This window comes from Variovorax monticola (assembly GCF_051216855.1).
Lineage (GTDB): Bacteria > Pseudomonadota > Gammaproteobacteria > Burkholderiales > Burkholderiaceae_C > Variovorax.
In genome coordinates this window covers 1,115,113-1,134,886 of record NZ_JBPJZP010000002.1, presented here as the reverse complement: position 1 = coordinate 1,134,886, position 19,774 = coordinate 1,115,113, and the positions used below count along the sequence as shown (strand labels likewise).

Genomic DNA, 19,774 nt, shown 5'->3' with positions numbered 1-19,774 from the left:
GTCAGGCCGTCAGGCCATGGGGTGCCGAGACCTGGGCCGAGGTCTGACCGAAGCGACGCTCGCGCCCCTGGAACGCGGCAATGGCCTCGTCCAGCGCGGCCTCGTCGAATTCGGGCCACAGCTTGTCGCTGAAGAAGAGCTCTGCATAGGCGCTTTGCCAGAGCAAAAAGTTGGACAACCGCTGCTCGCCGCCGGTGCGAATGAACAGGTCTGGGTCAGGCACATGCGCCAGCGCCATGGCGCGGTCGAGACTGAGCTCGGTGATGGCCTCGCCCTGTGCCGCCAGCCGGGCAGCAGCCTTCGCGATGTCCCAGCGCCCCCCGTAGTTGAAGCACACGTTGAGCTGCATGCGGGTGTTGTGCGCGGTGGCCGCCTCGGCGTCGAGCAGGCCCTTCACCATCTTCGGCGACAGGCCCGAACGCTCGCCGACGAAGTGCAGCCGCACGCCGTCGGTGCTGAGCCGGGGCACTTCGCGGGCGAGTGCACCAACCATCAACTCCATGAGTCCGGAGACTTCCTCGACGGGACGGTTCCAGTTCTCGGAGGAAAACGCGAACACCGTGAGCACGCCCACGCCTCGGTCGGCGCACGCCTTGACGCAGCGGCGCAGCGACTCCACGCCCTGCTTGTGCCCCGCGACTCGTGGCAAAAACCGCCGCGTCGCCCAACGGCCGTTGCCGTCCATGACGATGGCAACGTGGTGAGGAATGCGCGTCGACGTAGGAGCCATGGCAAGCCTCAAACGGCCATGATCTCCGCTTCCTTGGCCGTCACCAGACGGTCGATTTCCGAGATATGGCGGTCGGTGACCTTCTGGATATCGGCTTCGGCGCGCTTCTGGTCGTCTTCCGAGGCCAGCTTGTCCTTCACCAGCTTCTTGACCGACTCGTTCGCGTCGCGACGCAGGTTGCGCGTTGCGATCTTGGCGCTTTCGCCCTCGTTGCGAACCAGCTTGGTCATTTCACGGCGGCGTTCTTCGCTCATGGCGGGCAGCGGCACGCGGATCAGATCGCCCATCGACGCGGGGTTCAGGCCCAGGTCGCTTTCGCGGATGGCCTTCTCGATCTTGGCGCCCATGCCCTTTTCCCAAGGCTGGACGCTGATGGTGCGCGAGTCGAGCACCGACACGTTGGCCACCTGGCTCAGCGGAACCTGCGAGCCGTAGTAGTCCACGTGGATCGAGTCGAGCAGCGCCGAGTTGGCACGGCCCGTACGAATCTTCGTGAGGTTGTTCTGGAAGGCGGCGAGCGACTGATTCATCTTCAGGTCGGTCGCACTGCGGATGTCTGCAATGGTCATCTCAAATACTCCTAGGCATGCACCAGCGTGCCCTCGTCCTCGCCCATCACGACGCGCTTGAACGCACCGTTCTTGAGGATCGAGAACACCTTGATCGGCAGCTTCTGGTCGCGGCACAGCGCGAAGGCCGTGGCGTCCATGATGCCGAGATTCTGCGCAATCGCCTCGTCGAAAGTGAGCGAGGTGTAGCGCGTTGCATTGGGGTTGGTCTTGGGGTCGGCGGTGTACACGCCGTCGACCTTGGTCGCCTTGAGCACCAGCTCGGCGCCGATTTCGGCACCGCGCAGCGCTGCCGCGGTATCGGTCGTGAAGAACGGGTTGCCCGTGCCGGCGGCGAACACCACGACCTTGCCCTCTTCGAGGTACTGCAAAGCCTTGGGACGCACATAGGGCTCGACCACCTGCTCGATGGCGATGGCGGACATCACACGTGCCACCAGGCCCTGCTTGTCCATGGCATCGGCAAGGGCCAGCGAATTCATGACGGTGGCCAGCATGCCCATGTAGTCGGCCGTGGCGCGGTCCATGCCGACCGAGCCTCCCGCGACGCCGCGGAAGATGTTGCCGCCGCCGATCACGACCGCCACCTGGACGCCCATGTTCACGACTTCGGCCACTTCCTGGACCATTCGCACGATGGTGGCGCGGTTGATGCCGAAGGCGTCATCGCCCATCAGTGCCTCTCCCGACAGCTTCAACAAGATTCGCTTGTGGGCTGGGCGGGGATCAGACATGGGCAATTTCCTTGAGTTGGCGGGGGCGAGTGTAAAACGTGGCGGTGAAAAAGCGGCGGCACGCGTTCGCGCACCGCCGCTGTAGTGGCTGCGGGATCAGGCAGCAGCCTTGGCGGCGGCGACTTGCGCGGCCACTTCGGCGGCGAAGTCGTCGACCTTCTTCTCGATGCCTTCACCGACCACGTACAGGGTGAAACCCTTGATCGAGGTTTCGGCAGCCTTGAGCATCTGCTCGACGGTCTGCTTGTCGTTCTTCACGAAGGGCTGGTTGTGCAGGGAGACTTCCTTGAGGAACTTCTGCACGCCGCCTTCGATGCGCTTGGCGACGATGTCGGCCGGCTGCGGCTTCTTGCCTTCGGCTTCGGCCGTCTTGCGGTCTTCTTCCGCCTTGCCAGCCGCCACTGCGCGCTCTTTTTCGATGAGTTCGGCAGACACGTCCGACGCCTGGATGGCGACCGGCTTCATGGCGGCGATGTGCATGGCCACGTCCTTGGCCGACGCGTCGTCGCCTTCGAACTCGACCATCACGCCGATGCGCGTGCCGTGCAGGTACGAAGCCAGCTTGGCGCTGCCGTTGAAGTGCTTGAAGCGGCGAAAGCTCATGTTCTCGCCGATCTTGCCGATCAGGCCCTTGCGCACATCTTCGAGCGTGGGACCGAAACCATCCTGCTCATAGGCCAGGGCGCCCAGTGCGGCGATATCCGCCGGGTTGTTCTTGGCGACCAGCATGGCGGCGGCATTGGCCAGGGCCAGGAAGCTGTCGTTCTTGGTGACGAAGTCGGTTTCGCAGTTGATTTCGATCATGCCGCCGGCCGCGCCGTCGACGAACGCCGTGACCACGCCTTCGGCGGTGATGCGGCCCGATGCCTTGCCGGCCTTGTTGCCGAGCTTGATGCGCAGCAGCTCTTCGGCCTTTTCCATGTTGCCTTCAGCCTCTGTCAGGGCCTTCTTGCATTCCATCATGGGCGCGTCGGTCTTAGCGCGCAGTTCGCCGACCATGCTTGCGGTGATTGCAGCCATTTGTGTATCTCCGTAAATCCAAAAATCAGGTTAAAAAAAAGGGGCACCAAAGCCCCTTCTTCAGGCTCGCGAGCGTGCCGATCAGGCCGAAGCGCCCTCTTCGACTTCGACGAATTCGTCGTTGCCTTCGGCGACAGCCTTGACCACGTCGCCGCCGGCGTTGTTGCGGCCTTCGATGATGGCGTCGGCGATGCCGCGGGCGTACAGCGCAACGGCCTTCGACGAGTCGTCGTTACCGGGAATCACGTAGTCGATGCCTTCGGGCGAGTGGTTGGAGTCCACCACGCCGATCAGGGGAATGCCGAGCTTCTTGGCTTCGGCCACGGCGATCTTGTGGAAGCCCACGTCGATCACGAAGATGGCGTCGGGCAGCGCGGTCATGTCCTGGATGCCGCCGATGTCCTTTTCGAGCTTCTCGATTTCGCGCGAGAAAGTCAGTTGCTCCTTCTTGCTCAGCGAGTCGAGGCCGGCTTCCTGCTGAGCCTTCATGTCCTTCAGACGCTTGATCGAGGTCTTAACGGTCTTGAAGTTGGTCAGCATGCCGCCGAGCCAGCGGGTGTCGACGAAAGGCACGCCGGCGCGGCGGGCTTCCGAAGCGACCATTTCACGGGCCTGGCGCTTCGTGCCGACCATGAGGATCGTGCCGCGGTTGGCCGTGAGCTGCTTGGCGTACTTCATCGCATCCTGGAACATCGGGAGCGACTTTTCCAGGTTGATGATGTGGATCTTGTTGCGGTGACCGAAGATGAACGGAGCCATCTTGGGGTTCCAGAAGCGGGTTTGGTGACCGAAATGGACACCGGCTTCCAGCATTTCGCGCATGGTGGTAGACATTAGAAATTACTCCAAAGGTTGGGTCTAAAATCCAGCCCGTTTTGTGCTCTTTTGAACGGAGTCACAACACCTTGAATGGGCCGGTTTGCGGATGTGTTTGACAGGATGCAACGGGAGCCGTTGCTTGACCAGCGAAACCCAAAGAGTATAGCACGCCCACAGCCCCCTTCTTCCCGAACCCGAGCCGCCCGCGGCACCCGCAGCCCCACCCATGAACGACCTCCACGCCACCCGTCTCACCCTTCTGGCAGGTGGCTCCGATGCACGCACCGAAATGGAGCGCGCCATCGGCGTCGCCCAGTCCCCGGCCTGCGTCCACGTCTTCACCCGCACGCTGTTCGACGAGGCTCGTCAGGGCGCTGCCGAATCGAACCCGCAAAGCCAGTTGTCGGGCCTGGCCTTCACCGCCAAGGACCTGTTCGACATCGAAGGACAGCCCACTCCTGCCGGTTCCGTGGTCCTGGCGCACGCCCCCGCAGCAAGGGCCGATGCCCTGGCCGTGGCCCGGCTGCGCGCAGCGGGCGGCGTGCTGACCGGTCGCACCAACATGACCGAATTCGCCTTCTCGGGTGTCGGCGTCAACCCGCACCACGGCACCCCCGCCAACGCGAGCGACGCCGTCACGCCGCGCATTCCCGGCGGGTCCTCCTCCGGCGCCGCGGTCTCGGTGGCCAGCGGCGCGGCCTTCATCGGCCTGGGCTCGGACACCGGCGGTTCGATCCGCATTCCGGCGGCGCTGAACGGCATCGTCGGCTTCAAGAACACGGCGCGCCTCACCCCCGCCCATGGCACGCTGCCGCTGTCGACCACGCTCGACACGGTCTGCGCCATGACGCGGTCGGTGCGCGACGCCATCACCGCGCACGAAATCCTGTCGGCGCGCCGCGTGACCGCCGGCAATGCCCCGCTGGCGGCCTACAGGCTGGCCGTGGTGAAGAACGTGTTTTTCGACGGCATCGAACCCGCCGTCGCCAGCGCCTTCGAGCGCTCGCTCGAAACGCTGCGCGCGGCCGGCGCCCATGTCCAGGACATCGCGCTGCCCGAGCTTGCCGAGCTGGCCACCATCAATGCCACCGGTGGCTTCTCGGCCGCCGAGGCCCATGCCTGGCACCGCCTGCTGCTGGAGCGCAGCGGCGCCGGCTACGACCCCCGCGTGGCCCAGCGCATTCTGCGCGGCGCCACCATGAAGGCCCATGAATACATCGACCTCGTCAACGCCCGCCGCGACTGGATCGCCCGCGTCGAGGCCGCGCTGGCGCCCTTCGACGCCGTGCTGTCACCGACCGTTCCCCTCACCGCGCCGACCATCGCCAGCGTGGCGCCGGGCGCCGAGCGCGACGACGAGTTCTTCCGCGTCAACGCGCTGCTGCTGCGCAATCCGTCGATCGTCAACATGCTCGACGGCTGCGCCATCTCGCTGCCCTGTCACACTGCCGGCGAGCTGCCGGTCGGCCTGATGCTGTGGCACGCCGCGCTGCACGACGACGCCGTGCTCGCGTTGGCGCTTCAAGCCGAGCAAGCGCTACAGAAACAATAGCTACACACGCCCGTTCGACGGACGTAAGCCGCCTCTTTTATCTAGAAAATTCAATGAAAATCGCGATCGTGGGCGCCGGCATCATCGGCGTCACCACCGCCTGGGAACTGGTTTCCGACGGCCATGAAGTGACCGTGTTCGAGCGCCGAGGCGCCGCCGCAGAAGAAGCCAGCTTCGCCAACGCGGGCGTGGTCGCACCGGGGTATGTCACACCCTGGGCCGCGCCCGGCATGCGCGGCAAGGTGCTGCGCTCGCTGCTGTCCTCGCACGGCGCCATCAAGCTGCGCTGGCCGTTGAGTTCGCGCGACATCGGCTGGATGTCGCGCTGGCAGAAGGCCTGCAAGCTCGAGACCTACCTGGCCAACCGCGCCCGCATGCAGCGGCTGGCCTTCTACAGCCGCACCCGGCTGCACGAAGTGACCGAGGCGCGCGAGCTCAGCTACGAGCGCAGCGACGGCTACCTGGTGCTGCTTCGCTCCAAGCACGAGAAAAAGCTGGTGCAACCCGGGCTCGAGGTGCTGCGATCGGCCGGCAGCGTGTTCCGCGAGGTCGACGCCGACGAGGCACGCCTGCTCGAGCCGGCGCTCAACCCCGACACCCCGCTGGCAGGCGCCATCTACCTGCCCGAAGACGAGGTGGCCAACTGCCGCCAGTTCGCGCTGCTGCTCAAGTGGGAAGCCGAGGCGTTCGGCGCACAGTTTCATTTCAACTGCGACATCGCGCCGCTGAGCCGCGCGGCGCCCACCTCGCTGTCGCTGGCCGGCGGCTCCGACCCGGTTCGCTACGACGCGGTCGTGATGTGCGCGGGCCTGGCCTCGGCCTCGCTGCTGCGCCCGCTGGGCCTTCGCATCCCGATGACTCCCGTGTACGGCCACTCGGTCAGCGCGCCGATCCGCGAGCCGCTCAACGCCCCGCGCAGCGCGGTGATGGACGAGCGCTACAAGGTCGCCATCTCGCGACTGGGCCAGCGCGTGCGCGTGGCTGGCAGCGCCGAGATCGGCGGCTCGCTGGACACCATGAGTCCGGCAGCCATCCAGACGCTCTACAAGGTGCTGCAGGACTGGTTCCCGGGTGCGGCCACGCTGCAATCGGGCGTCCAGCAATGGAAAGGCGCGCGGCCGATGTTGCCGGACGGGCCACCGGTGCTGGGCGCCAGCGGCATTCCCGGCGTGTGGCTCAACCTGGGGCACGGCTCCAGCGGCTGGGCGCTGTCGTGCGGCAGCGCGCGCGTGCTGGGCGACCTGATCGGAGGACAGGACCCGGGTGTCGATCTCGAAGGGCTGGGCGTCGAGCGGCTCAGTCTCTAGGGCCCCACTGGCGCAGGCGCTCGGGGCTGGCCGGCGTTTCCACCGGCAGATCGGGCTCGGGCGTCGGCATCCACTTGCCGGCGATCCATGCCAGCATGGCCGGCGCGATCAGCACGAAGAACACGAGACACAGCAGGTCGGCGCCCAGCACCAGCCAGCGCGTCGCGCCCGAGCCGGCGTCGGCAAGCACGTCGAGCCACCGAATCACACCAAAGCCGTAGCCCACGCCCGCGGCCCAGGCGATGTCGCGCAACGGCACGCGGCGCAAGGTCACGGCGAGCAGGAACAGGCCCCAAACAAAGGCCAGCAAGCCCAGCGCCCAGCCCGCGCCCATCGTCAGTGCCATTGCCGTGCCGGCAAAGCCGGCGAACCACGCCAGCAGAAGGGCCAGCAGCCAGCCAAGGGTCTTGAACGTCATGGTTCGATGATAGGAGGCACGGCCGCACAATGGCCCGATGCACCGCATCACATCCGCCACAGCTGCCGATCTGCTCGACATCGCCGCCACCCGCCGCATCGAGCAGGCCGCTGCCGCCGCCCTGCCCGGCCATGCGCTGATGCAGCGCGCAGGCCTTGCAGTGGCACGGCTTGCGATGGCGCTGGCGCCGCACGCCCGCACCATCTGGGTGGCGTGCGGCCCGGGCAACAACGGGGGCGACGGCTTCGAGGCCGCGGCGCAATTGCGGCATCGGGGCTTCTTCCCGGTCGTCACCTTTCTCGGCGATGAACACCGCTTGCCGCCGGACGCCAAGGCATCACTGCAACGTGCCCGCGATGCGGGCGTCACCTTTGCCTCGGCACCGCCTTCCAGCCATGAACTCGCCATCGACGCCCTGCTCGGCATCGGATCGACGCGGCCACCCGAAGGTGCGATGGCCGAATGGCTGGCGACGATGCATGCCGGCGCGCAGCCGGTGCTCAGCGTCGACGTGCCCTCGGGGTTGAACGCGGACACCGGCACGCTGCCTGCCGGCGCCGACCGCACGCCCAGGTCACCCCGCACCTGCCTCACATTCCTCACGCTGAAGCCCGGCCTGTTCACCGCGCAAGGCCGCGACGCGGCAGGCACCGTATGGTTCGACGACCTGGGCTGCAGCGCATTCAAGGACAGCCCTTCAGCCCGTCTCGCCGGCATGCCGCAAGCGCAGCAGCGCATCCATGCCTCGCACAAGGGCAGCTACGGCGACGTCGCGGTGGTGGGGGGCGCGTCCGGCATGGCCGGGGCGGCACTGCTGGCCGGCTCCGCAGCCCTGCATGCAGGCGCGGGGCGCGTGTTTGTCGGTCTTCTGGACGCGAGCGCCGCACCGGTCGACACCTCGCAACCCGAACTGATGCTGCGCGATGCCCACGCGCTGGACCTGTCGGCCATGACGGCCGTGTGCGGTTGCGGCGGCGCAGAAGCCGTGCGCGAGTTGCTGCCGCGCGTGCTGTCGACGGCGGCGGCACTGGTGCTCGATGCCGATGCGCTCAATGCCATCGCTTCCGATGACGCACTGCAGGCGCAGTTGGTGTCCAGGGGAAAAAGCGGATCGCCCACCGTGATCACGCCGCATCCGCTGGAGGCCGCTCGGCTGCTGGGCTGCAGCGCCGCGGACATCCAGGCGGACAGGCTTGCCGCGGCACGCCGGCTCACGGCGCGCTTCGGCGTCGTGGTGGTGCTCAAGGGGTCGGGCACCGTGATTGCCGCCGCGGGCACTTCGCCGCCAGTCATCAACACGACCGGCAACGCCCGCCTTGCGACAGCGGGCACCGGGGACGTGCTGGCCGGCATGATCGGCGCGGCGCTGGCCATGCGCAGGCCGGCGTTCGACGCGGCCTGCGAGGCCGTCTGGCGGCACGGCCACATCGCCGACACATGGCCGGCCGATGCAGCCCCGCTCACGGCCGGAACGCTGGCCCGCCGCGCGCCTGTCTGACGGCGTCTAGCCGCGACCGACGAAGGGCATCTTCGTCGCCATGATGGTGTGGAACAGCACGTTGGCTTCCAGCGGCAGGTTGGCCATGTAAAGCACCGACTGGCCCACGATCTTGACGTCGATCAGCGGCTCGATCGCGAGCTCGCCGTTGGCCTGAGGCACGCCCTTGGCCATGCGCGAGGCCAGTTCGGTCATGGCATTGCCCACGTCCACCTGCCCCACCGCGATGTCGTACTTGCGCCCGTCGAGCGACGCGGTCTTGGTCAGGCCTTCGACCGCGTGCTTGGTCGACGTGTAGGCGGCCGAGTTGGGCCGCGGCGCGGTGGCCGAGATGGAGCCGTTGTTGATGATGCGCCCGCCCTGCGGTGTCTGCGCCTTCATCGTGCGGAACGCCTGCTGGATGCAGAAGAACATGCCCGTGAGGTTGATGTCGACCACGCCTTGCCATTGTTCGGGCGTCCAGTCCTCGAACGGGCCCGGCGGGTTGCCCACGCCGGCGTTGTTGAACAGCAGGTCGACGCGGCCGAAGCGTTCGACCGTGGCGGCGAAAAGGGCCTGCACCGACTCGGCCTTGGCCACGTCGGTGGGCACCGCGAAAGCGCGCGCGCCGGCGCCCGATTCTTCCGCCACCTGCTCTAGCGGCTCCAGCCGGCGCCCGGCCAGCACCACGCGCCAGCCGTCGCCCAGCAACGCCAGCGCGGCGGCGCGGCCGATGCCGGAGCCCGCTCCCGTGACGATGGCGATACGGCCCTTGTTGTCTTCAGCGCTCATGCTCTGTGTCTCTTTCTTTGTCTTCGTTTAGTCGATGGTTCATGCGGTACGGCATCAGCGGCGCGGCTTGCGCCCCTTCATCTTGTTGGCCGCCTTCTTGACCGCCGACTTGAAGGCCTGCATTGCCGACTGCGGGCCGACCTCGGCCGAACCGCCATGGTCCACGCGCTCGACGCGGTCTGCACGCTCGCCGCGCGGCTCGGGGCTGCCGGCCTCGCCCTTGTGGCGCGAACCGCGCTTGGCCGACGCCTTGACCGGCGCGCCCGACGATGCGGCGCCCTTGTCCTTCATGGCGCGCGACGTGAGGTCTTCGCCTTCGCGCACGAGGCGGAAGTCGATCTTGCGGCCGTCCAGGTCGACGCGGCTCACCTGCACCCGCACGCGCGTGCCGATGGCATAGCGGATGCCGGTGCGCTCACCGCGCAGCTCCTGGCGCATCTCGTCGAACTTGAAGTACTCGCCGCCGAGTTCGGTGATGTGCACCAGACCTTCGACGTACATCGCGTCGAGCGTGACGAAGATGCCGAAGGTGGTGGCCGCCGAGACCACGCCTCCGTATTCCTCGCCGAGGTGCTCGCGCATGTACTTGCACTTGAGCCAGGCCTCGACGTCGCGGCTGGCTTCGTCGGCGCGGCGTTCGTTGGCGCTGCAATGCAGGCCCGCGGCCTCCCAGGCCAGCACTTCCTTGGTGGGCGCGATGGTCGCCTTCTGCGGCTTCGTCGTCGGCGCCTTCACGCGCGACGCCAGGCGCTTGGCCAGCTTGGCATGCGCCTCGCCGGGCGTGGGCAGCATCGGCAGCTGATAGCGCGTCTTGGTGAGGATCGCCTTGATCACGCGATGCACCAGCAAGTCCGGATAGCGCCGGATCGGGCTCGTGAAGTGCGTGTAAGCCTCGTAGGCCAAACCGAAGTGGCCGCTGTTGAACGGCGTGTAGATCGCCTGCTGCATGGAGCGCAGCAGCATGGTGTGGATCTGCTGCGCGTCGGGGCGGTCCTTGGTCGCCACGGCAATCGCCTGGAACTCGCCCGGCTTGGGGTCGTCGGTGATGCTCAGGCCGACGCCCATGGCCTTCAGGTAGCCGCGCAGGATTTCCTTCTTCTCGGCCGTTGGGCCTTCGTGCACGCGGAACAGGCCCGGGTGCTTGCCTTCGGCGATGAAGTCGGCGCTGCAGACGTTGGCCGCGAGCATCGCTTCTTCGATGAGACGGTGCGCCTCGTTGCGCGTGCGCGGCACGATCTTCTCGATGCGGCCCGCGTCGTCACAGATGATCTGCGTCTCGGTGGTTTCGAAGTCGACCGCGCCGCGCTTGCCGCGCTGCTTGAGCAGCGCCTTGTAGACCTCGGCGAGGTTGAGCAGGTCCTTCACGCGGTCCTTGCGCTTGGCCGCTTCGGGGCCGCGCGTGTTGCCGAGGATGGCCGCCACTTCGGTGTACGTGAAGCGCGCGTGGCTGAACATCACGGCCGGGTAGAACTGGTAGGCGTAGATCTCGCCGTCGGCCGCCACCAGCATGTCGCACACCATGCACAGGCGCTCGACCTCGGGGTTGAGCGAGCACAGGCCGTTGGACAGCTTCTCCGGCAGCATCGGAATGACGCGGCGCGGAAAGTAGACGCTGGTGGCGCGGTCGTACGCATCGATGTCGATGCCCGAACCGGTCTGCACATAGGCACTGACGTCGGCAATGGCCACCAGCAAGCGCCAGCCCTTGCCACGACCGACCTTCGCAGGCTCGCAGTACACGGCGTCGTCGAAGTCGCGCGCATCTTCGCCGTCGATGGTGACGAGCGGAATGTCGGTGAGGTCGACGCGCCCCTTCTTGTCGGCGGGACGGACCTTCTCGGGCAAAGCCTTGGCCTCGGCCAGGCACTCCGCGGAAAATTCGTGCGGCACGCCGTACTTGCGCACGGCGATTTCGATTTCCATGCCGGGATCGTCGATCTCGCCCAGCACCTCTTTCACGCGGCCCACGGGCTGGCCGAACAACGCCGGCGGCTCGGTGAGCTGCACCACGACAACCTGCCCCACCTTCGCGGGGCCGGTCGCGCCCTTGGGAATCAGAACGTCTTGTCCGTAGCGCTTGTCTTCGGGGGCAACGAGCCAGATCCCGCCTTCGTGCAGCAGGCGGCCGATGATCGGCTGCTCCGGGCGATCGACGATCTCGACCACGCGTCCCTCGGGACGACCACGGCGGTCCTGCCGCACGACACGCGCCTTGACGCGGTCCTTGTGAAGCACGGCACGCATCTCGTTCGGGGGCAGATAGATGTCTGCTTCGCCGTCGTCGCGCTGCACGAAACCGTGTCCGTCGCGGTGACCTTGAACGGTTCCTTCGAATTCATCCAGCACGCCGCTGGAAGTGACATTATTTTTGATATGATCTCCTTCTTTCCTGAAATTCAAAACATAACTGCTTCTGCAGTTCTGTGGGCCCAGATGGCGGAATTGGTAGACGCACTAGTTTCAGGTACTAGCGAGTAACATCGTGGAGGTTCGAGTCCTCTTCTGGGCACCAAGTTTAAACAGACCTTTACCAGGTCATTCGATTCAAGCCACCGGTCTCCGGTGGCTTTTTTCATGGCCGTTTGAGTTTGAATCAACATCAAACGGGCGACGCGGCCGGACTTCGACACGCGAGGTGCAATGATGCACAAACGAGCGAGCTCGTTTGCCAATAGGCCGCAAAAAGTTTGGTATGATCGGAGTCTTTGCTGAAAAGCAAAAAAACATGACTGCTTCGGCAGGCATGAAGCCCAGATGGCGGAATTGGTAGACGCACTAGTTTCAGGTACTAGCGAGTAACATCGTGGAGGTTCGAGTCCTCTTCTGGGCACCAAATTCAAGCTGACCCCCGCCAGGTCATTCGAAACAAGCCACCGGTCTCCGGTGGCTTTTTTCTTGTCCATTCGAATCTGCATCAAATGGGCAATGCGATCAGGTCGTGCCCCTCGGCGCCCACGATGCGCGCGCGAGTGAACTCACCGACCTTCAGCGTCTTGCTGATCTTCTCGGGCGGCAGCAGGCGGACGGTACCGTCGATTTCAGGTGCATCGGCGTAGGTACGCCCCACTCCGCCCTTGCGACCCATGCCTGGCGCCGAATCGACCAGCACCTGCATCGTCGCGCCGATGCGTCTTTGCAGCTTCGCGATCGACACGGCCTCGGCCACTTCCATGAAACGCGCGCGACGCGCTTCGCGTTCGACCTGGGGCAGCATGCCCGGAATGTCGTTGGCCGTGGCGCCTTCGACCGGGCTGTAGGCAAAGCAACCGGCGCGGTCGATTTCAGCTTCACGAATGAAGTCCACCAGATGCTCGAACTCTTGCTCCGTCTCGCCCGGGAAGCCAGCGATGAAGGTGCTGCGGATCACGAGTTCCGGACACACCTCGCGCCAACGCGCCAGCCGCTCCAGGTTTTTTTCACCGCTGGCGGGGCGCTTCATGCGCTTGAGCACATCGGGGTGGCTGTGCTGCAACGGCACGTCCAGGTACGGCAGGACCGAGCCACTGGCCATCAACGGAATGATCTCGTCGACGCTGGGGTACGGGTACACGTAGTGCAGGCGAACCCACGCGCCATAAGGCTCGGCGATTTCGCCCAATGTGCGCACCAGTTCGAGCATGCGGGTCTTGACCGGCTTGCCGTCCCAGAAGCCGGTGCGGTACTTCACGTCGACGCCGTAGGCCGAGGTGTCCTGGCTGATCACCAGCAGTTCTTTCACGCCGCCTTCGAACAGGGCCTTGGCCTCGCTCAACACGTCGCCGACCGGGCGCGACACGAGGTCGCCACGCATCGAGGGAATGATGCAGAAGGTGCAGCGGTGATTGCAGCCTTCGCTGATCTTCAGGTAGGCGTAGTGGCGCGGCGTCAGCTTCAGGCCCGCCACGCCGAAGGTGTTCGGCACCAGGTCGATGAACGGATCGTGCGGCTTGGGCAGGTTCGCGTGCACCGCATCCATCACCTCTTGCGTGGCATGCGGACCGGTAACAGCCAGCACGCTCGGGTGCATCTGGCGCACGAGGTTGCCGCCCTGGTCGCCGGTCTTGGCGCCCAGGCAGCCGGTGACGATCACGCGGCCGTTTTCGGCCAGCGCTTCACCGATGGTGTCCAGGCTTTCCCGCACGGCATCGTCGATGAAGCCGCAGGTGTTGACGATCACCAGATCGGCACCTTCGAAAGTCTTTGCGGTTTGATAACCCTCGGCACTCAGCTGGGTCAGGATCAATTCGGAATCGGTCAAGGCCTTGGGGCAGCCCAGGCTTACAAAGCCGACCTTGGGGGCGGTCGACTTGGTCGTACGTTCGGGGGAGGCAACTTCGCTCATATGCCTCTATTGTCCCAGCTATCGGCGACAGCGGGGACACCATTGGACAACCTCCATTCCCGGCCGCGGGGCAAGCACCTTCGGGCGGCCGCGCGGCGTTCAGGGACGCTTGATGCCAAAGGCCCCCAATACCTGCTCTGTGTTTTTCTGCATCTGCTCCTGCATCTGCAGAAAAACGCTCTTGGACTGCTCGACGTAGTTGCCCATCAGCCCCTGGAGCATGGGCGACTGCATGCTCATGAAGCGCGACCACATCTCCGGCGTCAGGCCCTCGGCCTTGTCGGCCAACTGGGCCTGCACCTCGGTCATGGCCTGGATGTTCTTCTCCAGGTAGGGCCCCATGTAACCCTGCATCGCCTGCCCGTAGAAGCGGATGATGTGGGAAAGCACCTGCTCGGTGAACATCGGCGCACCGCCCGCCTCTTCTTCCAGAATGATCTGCAAAAGAATGCTGCGGGTGAGGTCGTCGCCAGTCTTGGCATCGCGCACCACGAACTGGGCGCTCTGGATGACCAGCTGCTTCACCTCGGCGAGCGTGATGTACGTGGATGTCTCGGTGTCGTAGAGCCTTCGGTTGGGGTACTTCTTGATCACACGCTGTACCGGCTTGACCCCGGACTTCTTGCTCTGCACTGCGGACTCCTTCACATGGACGCCCATGTCATCGGATGATTCTAGGGAGCGGTTTTGCTGCGCCGCGACAAGGTTTACCCTGACCGCGCGCGGCTCTTTCAGTCCGGCGATGTCGCGTACTCCGCGCCGCATGAATGGCAGGACGCGGTCTCGGGACGATCTTGCGCCGCCTCGCGAAAATGAAGCGGGGTTTTTTGCCCATAGACCACCCAGCAGCGCGGGCAGTGCTCCTGACCCACTGTTGGCAGGTAGGCGCGGGCACGCTGTTCGGCACGCTCCTCGGTCAAAGGCACACCCAGACGTTGAGCGCGCGCCACTTCGCGAGCAGCCATGGTTTCGGTGCGGCCACCTGCATGGTCGTGGATGCCGTAGACGGCACGCGCAAACTCAAGGGGAGCCTGCTTCAACAATGCGGCAAGACGCTTGTCGGCATGAGCCCGATCAACCAGCGTTGATCGCGTATTCATCTGATCGCTTATCAAGAAATTGGGAAATGGTTTGCAGTGTGATCAAGGTAGCACAACAAGATGTACCAAGGTCTTTTCTGCATTACCACTGAGGACGATAGAGACACCGGGGAACCCGGTGTCTGCTCTGTTCAATTGATCCGGTGGTTGGCCGGGACTGAACAGAAATTGGTAGGCGCGATTGGACTCGAACCAACGACCCCCACCATGTCAAGGTGGTGCTCTAACCAGCTGAGCTACGCGCCTAAGGATGTGTCCGAGAAGCACTTATTGTAGCAGGAGAAATCACGCTTTTCAGCGGCGACGCGCAGATCTAACACCAATCACTGCGGTGACCACGCCGAGCACATGCGCAAGCCTCGCGGCATCGGCGATTTCAACCGTGAACGTCATCCACGCCGTGCCCTTGATCGACTGCGTCTGCACACCGATCACATTCATCTTCTCTCGTGCGAACACGTCGGAGATGTCGCGCAGCAGGCCCTGGCGGTCGGCCGCTTCCACGGCCACGTCCACCGCGTACACGGGCACTTCCATGCCCTTCTTGGGCACGCCCCATTCCACGTCGATCACGCGTTCGCCGTCTTTCAACGCCATCGTGCGGAAGTTGCTGCAGTCGCTGCGATGAACGCTGACACCATGCCCCCGCGTGACGAAGCCGCGAATGGCATCGGGCGGCGCGGGCTTGCAGCACTTGGCGAGTTGCGTCATCAAGGAAGACACGCCCACCACCAGCACGCCGCCCTTGCCCGACTTCTCGCTGCCGCGCGCCTTCTTGATGAGCACGCCGTCGTCCGGCCCTGGCGCAGGCTCCGGCGGGCGCAGCAGCGTCTCGATGTTGCGCAGCGAGAACTCGTCCTTGCCCACCACTTCGAACAGGTGGTCCGCCGACTTGAAGCCCAACTGCGAGGCCAGGTCTTCCAAGCGCATGGCCGTCTTGCCTTCACGCTGCAGCAGCTTCTCGACCGCCTCGCGTCCGCGCGCCACGGTCTCGTGCGTGATCTGGGCGTTGAACCATGCACGCACCTTGGCGCGCGCACGGTGGCTGGCGAGATACCCCAGTTCCGCATTGAGCCAGTCGCGCGAAGGCCCGCCTTCCTTGGCGGCAATGATCTCGACCGTCTGCCCGTTCGACAGCGGCGTGTTCAGCGGCACCATCGCGCCGTCGACCCGCGCGCCGCGGCAGCGGTGACCCAGCGTCGTGTGCACGGTGTAGGCAAAGTCGACCGGCGTCGCGCCCTGCGGCAGCTCGACGATCGCTGCATCCGGCGTCAGCACATAAATACGGTCGTCGAAGAGTCCCTGTCCCTGCAACCCGCCCGACAGATCGCGCTCCCACGCCAGCAGTTGCCGCAGCACCGCGATCTTCGCGTCGTACTCGCCGCTGGCCCACACGCCTGCGTAGCCTTTGTGGCCTGCTTCCTTGTAGGCCCAGTGCGCGGCCACGCCATGCTCGGCGTGGTCGTGCATTTCTTCGGTGCGGATCTGAATCTCGATCGGCTTGCCCGCCTTGCCGTCGACGAGCTCGCGCACCACCGTGTGCAGCGACTGATAGCCATTGGGCTTGGGCCGCGCGATGTAGTCGTCGAACTCTTCGTCGATCGGCTGGAAGTGCGAATGCACCCACGCCAGGGCCGCATAGCAGTCCTTGACGTCGTGCACCACCACGCGCAGCGCAAGAATGTCGAAGACCTGAGCGAAGTCGAGCGACTTGCCCCGCATCTTCTTCACGATGCTGTAGATGTTCTTCGGGCGCCCCTGCACGGTGGCCTTGACACCCTCTTCCTGCAGCTCGCGTTCCAGTTGCGAACGCAGTTGCTCGATGTGACCTTCGCGCTCGATGCGCTTCTCGTCGAGCAGCCTCGCAATCAGCTTGTAGGTTTCGGGCTCGAGGAAGCGGAACGAAAGATCTTCGATCTCCCACTTCACCTGCCAGATGCCCAGCCGGTTGGCCAGCGGTGCGAACACTTGCAGCGACTCGCGCGCCACGCTCTCGGGCGCCGGCTGCTTGCTCGCGGCGGCGTGCCGCAAGGTCTGCAGGCGTGACGCCAGCCGCAACATCACCACGCGCAGGTCGCGCGAAAACGCCAGCAGCATCTTGCGCACGTTCTCGGTCTGCGCGTTCGCACCTTCGATCTGGTGCGCCTGCGAGGCCGAGCGCGCCTGCTCCTGCACGCGCACCAGCTTGGTGGTCTCTACCGCGAGCGCGGCGAAGTTGTCGCCGAACACCTTGGCGATCACTTCCTGCGGTCGGTTCAGGTGCTGGCAGGCATACACCAGGTAGCTCGCGGCCTGCATGGCTTCGGAGCCGCCCATCTTGGCGACGATGGCGGCCACGGCATCGGCATGTGCGAGCGTGTTCTCGCCCGTGTCGAGCTTTTCGTCGGCGATCAGCGGCTCGGCGAACGCACGGGCGCGCGCCAGCATGTTCTCCATGACTGGCGTACGGTCGGCCGTGGCCGCGGACAACGGATAGTCGACCATGGCCGCGTCGGACAGGGGCGCCGTCTGGAGGCTGGAGGAATCGCGCTTCACGCCGCTCAATCGAACAGGAAGTCGGTGACTGCCGCGATCTGCGCGGGATCGACGAAGGTCGGCGCGTGGCCCACGCCTTCGAACTCGACCAGTGCCGCACGCGGGCCGCGCTGTGTCATGGCCAGGGCTGTCTCGCGCGACAGCAGATCGGAAACCGTGCCGCGTGTGACGAGCGTGCGTGCCTCGATGGCGTCGTACAAGCCCCACATGATCGCGCCGCCCTGGGTCGCCGCTTCGGGGGTGATGGCGCGCAGCGCCACGCCGATGGCGGGGTCGTAATGCAGCAACCAGGCGCCCGCGGCATCGTCGGCACCGGTGGCCGCATCGACCTTGGCCGAACCATCGGCGCTGCGCTTCGACGCAGGCACCACCATGTGCTGCGACAGCGCCAGCCACTGGGCCGGCGTGTGAGGACCGAACGTGGTCGACAGCGCCCACATGGCATCGGCCGCTGCCTGCACGCTCGCGTACTGGCCGCTCTTGCCGACATAGGCGCCGATGCGCTGCACGGCCGCAGGTTCGATGGTCGGGCCGACGTCGTTGGCGACGAAGCGGCGAATGGGCCGAGCGAGCGGCAGTTCCTTGTGGCCCGCCAGCACGAAGCCGATCAGCCCGCCCATGCTGGTGCCGATGTAGTCGAGCGTGTCGATCGCCTGTTCACGGTGCAGTTGCGCAACCAGCGCCATCATGTCGGCCGCGTACACGGGCACCTGGTAGAAAGCCGCATCGCGCAGCCAGTCGCTGCGCCCGCGCCCCACCACGTCGGGGCAGACCACACGCACCTTGCCGCCGGCGCGCGCCACGATGGCCTGCGCCAGTGCGTCGAAATCGCGCGCCTGCCGGGTCAGGCCGTGCACGCAGACCACGACATGCGCGCTGCGTGCGTCGCCCCATTGCCAATAGGCCATGCGATGGCCGCCCTGGGCGTCGTCGCACGCCACGTAATGAAGCGTCGGTTCGGTCATGAAAACGAGGTCGTTCTGGTGCGGATAATGGTCTCGTCGCATCCTAATTCATCCGGAGATTGAACTGCATGCTCAAAGGCAAAACCGCTCTCGTCACGGGGTCCACCAGCGGCATCGGCCAACGCCGGCATCCAGCATGTGGCCAAGGTCGAGGACTTCCCTGCCGAACGTTGGGACGCCATCATCGCCATCAACCTCACCAGCGCCTTCCATACGACGCGCCTGGCGATTCCGGCGATGCGCGAAGCCAACTGGGGCCGCGTGATCAACATCGCCTCGGCGCACGGCCTCGTCGCCTCTGCGCAGAAATCGGCCTACGTGGCGGCCAAGCACGGCATCGTCGGCCTGACCAAGTCGGTCGCGCTCGAGACCGCGACCACGGGCGTCACGGCCAATGCCATCTGCCCCGGCTGGGTGCTCACCGCGCTGGTGCAAAAGCAGATCGACGACCGCGCGGCGCGCGAAGGCATCACCGCCGCACAGGCGCAGAACGAACTGCTGGGCGAAAAGCAGCCCTCGCTGCAGTTCACCACCGTCGAGCAACTGGGGGGCCTTGCCGTCTTTCTGTGCTCGCCAGCGGCAGATCAGGTCCGCGGCGTGGCCTGGGCCATGGACGGCGGCTGGACTGCCCAGTAAGGGTTAGCCCAGCGGTAGGCGCAACGCCGAGGCGCTCTTTTTTCGCTCCTCTTACTTGAGCTGCACCGCGCCCGACACGCTCACCACCACGCTGGTCTTGCCGGCCTCGACCGGCACCGCCGCATCGGCCGAGAACGACTTGGCCTGCATCGCCATCATGCGCGGGCGGATCGGGCCGCTGTCGCTGGCGTTCACCGACACCTCGCGCAGCGTGTAGCCGGCGAAGCCGAAGCCCTTGGCCAGCTCGCCGGCCTTCTGCTTGAAGTTCTCGATGGCGATGTTCTGTGCCTCGGTCTCGGTCCGGGCGCGCTGCTCGCGGCTCAGGCCGAAGCCCACGTTGGCCACGGTGAGCGTGCTGATGCGGCCAGCCGCCTGGGTGATGCGCGGAAAGTCGCGCCCTTCGAGCACCAGTTCGCTCGAGCCCTGCCAGCCGTTGATCTTGCCGTCCTTCGTGTAGCGCGGCGACAGGCTGAAGTTGCCGGTGCGCACGTCGAGCTGGCCCGGTTGCGCGTTCTTCTTCGCTTCGGTCAGCGCAGCATCGAGCGCGGCCTTCAACTGCGACTGCACGGTGGCGGCGTCGGTCGCGTCGCGGGTGGTCGACAGCGTCATGCTCAGCAAGTCCTGCTGGACCTCGACGGTGCCGGAAGCAGCCAGCTGCAGCACGTTTTGCGGTGCGGGTGCGACAACGTTTTGTGCCAGTGCGGTGCCGGCCACGGCCAGGGCGGCGCAGGCCGCGAGCAATTTGATTTTTTTCAAGACGAAGAACTCTCAGGAATTGGTATGAAAGACAGGCCCGCGG

17 protein-coding genes, 3 tRNA genes and 1 pseudogene are annotated in these 19,774 nt (G+C 65.6%); 6 read left to right on the top strand and 15 right to left on the bottom strand.

Annotation, left to right across the window (positions count from 1 at the left end; all coding sequences use genetic code 11):
* Position 1: 1 nt before the first annotated feature.
* The 5 genes from uppS to rpsB all read right to left on the bottom strand — a co-directional run bounded on the left by uppS (position 2) and on the right by rpsB (position 3,887).
* Positions 2–730, bottom strand: coding sequence for a polyprenyl diphosphate synthase (gene uppS / locus ACSFA5_RS10955; RefSeq protein WP_435444025.1), 729 nt, complete (start codon positions 728–730; stop codon positions 2–4).
* Between the two features lie 8 nt (positions 731–738).
* Positions 739–1,299, bottom strand: coding sequence for a ribosome recycling factor (gene frr, locus ACSFA5_RS10950; RefSeq protein ID WP_435444024.1), 561 nt, complete (start codon positions 1,297–1,299; stop codon positions 739–741).
* 11 nt (positions 1,300–1,310) lie between these two features.
* Entirely contained in the window at positions 1,311–2,033 is a 723-nt protein-coding gene (pyrH, locus tag ACSFA5_RS10945) for a UMP kinase (protein ID WP_435435973.1), read from the bottom strand.
* Between the two features lie 96 nt (positions 2,034–2,129).
* Positions 2,130–3,053, bottom strand: a complete 924-nt coding sequence (tsf, locus tag ACSFA5_RS10940) for a translation elongation factor Ts (RefSeq protein WP_435444023.1) — start codon at positions 3,051–3,053, stop codon at positions 2,130–2,132.
* 81 nt (positions 3,054–3,134) lie between these two features.
* On the bottom strand, positions 3,135–3,887 hold the full coding sequence (rpsB, locus tag ACSFA5_RS10935) for a 30S ribosomal protein S2 (protein ID WP_435444022.1): 753 nt from the start codon (positions 3,885–3,887) through the stop codon (positions 3,135–3,137).
* 211 nt (positions 3,888–4,098) lie between these two features.
* Here rpsB and ACSFA5_RS10930 point away from each other — a divergent pair, with 211 nt between their 5' ends.
* A complete protein-coding gene (locus tag ACSFA5_RS10930) occupies positions 4,099–5,424 on the top strand; it encodes an amidase (protein ID WP_435444021.1) in 1,326 nt (441 codons plus the stop codon).
* A gap of 53 nt (positions 5,425–5,477) precedes the next feature.
* Positions 5,478–6,731 carry a D-amino acid dehydrogenase gene (locus ACSFA5_RS10925; RefSeq protein ID WP_435444020.1) on the top strand — a complete coding sequence of 418 codons (1,254 nt, stop codon included), beginning with the start codon at positions 5,478–5,480 and terminating at the stop codon, positions 6,729–6,731.
* Here the strand turns inward: ACSFA5_RS10925 and ACSFA5_RS10920 are convergent.
* Entirely contained in the window at positions 6,721–7,149 is a 429-nt protein-coding gene (locus tag ACSFA5_RS10920) for a hypothetical protein (RefSeq protein ID WP_435444019.1), read from the bottom strand. The two genes, ACSFA5_RS10925 and ACSFA5_RS10920, sit on opposite strands and share 11 nt — an antisense overlap.
* 37 nt (positions 7,150–7,186) lie before the next feature.
* Between ACSFA5_RS10920 and ACSFA5_RS10915 the strand changes: the two genes are divergently transcribed.
* Positions 7,187–8,647, top strand: coding sequence for an NAD(P)H-hydrate dehydratase (locus tag ACSFA5_RS10915; RefSeq protein ID WP_435444018.1), 1,461 nt, complete (start codon positions 7,187–7,189; stop codon positions 8,645–8,647).
* Positions 8,648–8,653: 6 nt separating this feature from the next.
* On the opposite strand, the gene ACSFA5_RS10910 is transcribed toward ACSFA5_RS10915, so the two are convergent.
* A complete protein-coding gene (locus tag ACSFA5_RS10910; RefSeq protein ID WP_435435966.1) occupies positions 8,654–9,418 on the bottom strand; it encodes an SDR family oxidoreductase in 765 nt (254 codons plus the stop codon).
* A 54-nt stretch (positions 9,419–9,472) separates the two neighbouring features.
* Positions 9,473–11,764 (bottom strand): ribonuclease R, encoded by a 2,292-nt coding sequence (gene rnr / locus ACSFA5_RS10905; protein WP_435444017.1) that lies wholly within the window; start codon positions 11,762–11,764, stop codon positions 9,473–9,475.
* 81 nt (positions 11,765–11,845) lie between these two features.
* Here rnr and ACSFA5_RS10900 point away from each other — a divergent pair.
* Both ACSFA5_RS10900 and ACSFA5_RS10895 read left to right on the top strand, forming a co-directional pair.
* Positions 11,846–11,930, top strand: a tRNA-Leu gene (locus tag ACSFA5_RS10900).
* Positions 11,931–12,166: 236 nt separating this feature from the next.
* Positions 12,167–12,251: transfer RNA gene (locus ACSFA5_RS10895), tRNA-Leu, on the top strand.
* Between the two features lie 81 nt (positions 12,252–12,332).
* On the opposite strand, the gene rimO is transcribed toward ACSFA5_RS10895, so the two are convergent.
* From rimO to ACSFA5_RS10865, 6 genes are all read right to left on the bottom strand, one after another.
* Positions 12,333–13,739: a 30S ribosomal protein S12 methylthiotransferase RimO gene (gene rimO / locus ACSFA5_RS10890; protein ID WP_435444016.1), complete on the bottom strand. Its 1,407-nt coding sequence runs from the start codon at positions 13,737–13,739 to the stop codon at positions 12,333–12,335.
* A 99-nt stretch (positions 13,740–13,838) separates the two neighbouring features.
* Positions 13,839–14,399, bottom strand: a complete 561-nt coding sequence (phaR, locus tag ACSFA5_RS10885; protein ID WP_435444096.1) for a polyhydroxyalkanoate synthesis repressor PhaR — start codon at positions 14,397–14,399, stop codon at positions 13,839–13,841.
* 71 nt (positions 14,400–14,470) lie between these two features.
* A complete protein-coding gene (locus ACSFA5_RS10880) occupies positions 14,471–14,839 on the bottom strand; it encodes a hypothetical protein (RefSeq protein WP_435444015.1) in 369 nt (122 codons plus the stop codon).
* Positions 14,840–15,008: 169 nt separating this feature from the next.
* Positions 15,009–15,085, bottom strand: a tRNA-Val gene (locus tag ACSFA5_RS10875).
* Positions 15,086–15,133: 48 nt separating this feature from the next.
* Entirely contained in the window at positions 15,134–17,323 is a 2,190-nt protein-coding gene (locus ACSFA5_RS10870) for a RelA/SpoT family protein (protein WP_435444095.1), read from the bottom strand.
* Positions 17,324–17,379: 56 nt separating this feature from the next.
* Positions 17,380–18,381, bottom strand: a complete 1,002-nt coding sequence (locus ACSFA5_RS10865) for an alpha/beta fold hydrolase (protein WP_435444014.1) — start codon at positions 18,379–18,381, stop codon at positions 17,380–17,382.
* A 78-nt stretch (positions 18,382–18,459) separates the two neighbouring features.
* Between ACSFA5_RS10865 and ACSFA5_RS10860 the strand changes: the two are divergent.
* Positions 18,460–18,975 (top strand): annotated as a pseudogene (locus ACSFA5_RS10860) (3-hydroxybutyrate dehydrogenase); the annotation flags it as partial.
* 51 nt (positions 18,976–19,026) lie between these two features.
* On the opposite strand, the gene ACSFA5_RS10855 reads toward ACSFA5_RS10860, so the two are convergent.
* Entirely contained in the window at positions 19,027–19,731 is a 705-nt protein-coding gene (locus ACSFA5_RS10855; protein ID WP_435444013.1) for an SIMPL domain-containing protein, read from the bottom strand.
* Positions 19,732–19,774 lie beyond the last annotated feature (43 nt).

Excerpts from the sequence above, each read along its gene's own strand:
- uppS (WP_435444025.1), bottom strand. The coding sequence starts at position 730 with ATGGCTCCTACGTCGACGCGCATTCCTCACCACGTTGCCATCGTCATG.
- frr (WP_435444024.1), bottom strand. The coding sequence starts at position 1,299 with ATGACCATTGCAGACATCCGCAGTGCGACCGACCTGAAGATGAATCAG.
- pyrH (WP_435435973.1), bottom strand. The coding sequence starts at position 2,033 with ATGTCTGATCCCCGCCCAGCCCACAAGCGAATCTTGTTGAAGCTGTCG.
- tsf (WP_435444023.1), bottom strand. The coding sequence starts at position 3,053 with ATGGCTGCAATCACCGCAAGCATGGTCGGCGAACTGCGCGCTAAGACC.
- rpsB (WP_435444022.1), bottom strand. The coding sequence starts at position 3,887 with ATGTCTACCACCATGCGCGAAATGCTGGAAGCCGGTGTCCATTTCGGT.
- ACSFA5_RS10930 (WP_435444021.1), top strand. The coding sequence starts at position 4,099 with ATGAACGACCTCCACGCCACCCGTCTCACCCTTCTGGCAGGTGGCTCC.
- ACSFA5_RS10925 (WP_435444020.1), top strand. The coding sequence starts at position 5,478 with ATGAAAATCGCGATCGTGGGCGCCGGCATCATCGGCGTCACCACCGCC.
- ACSFA5_RS10920 (WP_435444019.1), bottom strand. The coding sequence starts at position 7,149 with ATGACGTTCAAGACCCTTGGCTGGCTGCTGGCCCTTCTGCTGGCGTGG.
- ACSFA5_RS10915 (WP_435444018.1), top strand. The coding sequence starts at position 7,187 with ATGCACCGCATCACATCCGCCACAGCTGCCGATCTGCTCGACATCGCC.
- ACSFA5_RS10910 (WP_435435966.1), bottom strand. The coding sequence starts at position 9,418 with ATGAGCGCTGAAGACAACAAGGGCCGTATCGCCATCGTCACGGGAGCG.
- rimO (WP_435444016.1), bottom strand. The coding sequence starts at position 13,739 with ATGAGCGAAGTTGCCTCCCCCGAACGTACGACCAAGTCGACCGCCCCC.
- phaR (WP_435444096.1), bottom strand. The coding sequence starts at position 14,399 with ATGGGCGTCCATGTGAAGGAGTCCGCAGTGCAGAGCAAGAAGTCCGGG.
- ACSFA5_RS10880 (WP_435444015.1), bottom strand. The coding sequence starts at position 14,839 with ATGAATACGCGATCAACGCTGGTTGATCGGGCTCATGCCGACAAGCGT.
- ACSFA5_RS10870 (WP_435444095.1), bottom strand. The coding sequence starts at position 17,323 with ATGGTCGACTATCCGTTGTCCGCGGCCACGGCCGACCGTACGCCAGTC.
- ACSFA5_RS10865 (WP_435444014.1), bottom strand. The coding sequence starts at position 18,381 with ATGCGACGAGACCATTATCCGCACCAGAACGACCTCGTTTTCATGACC.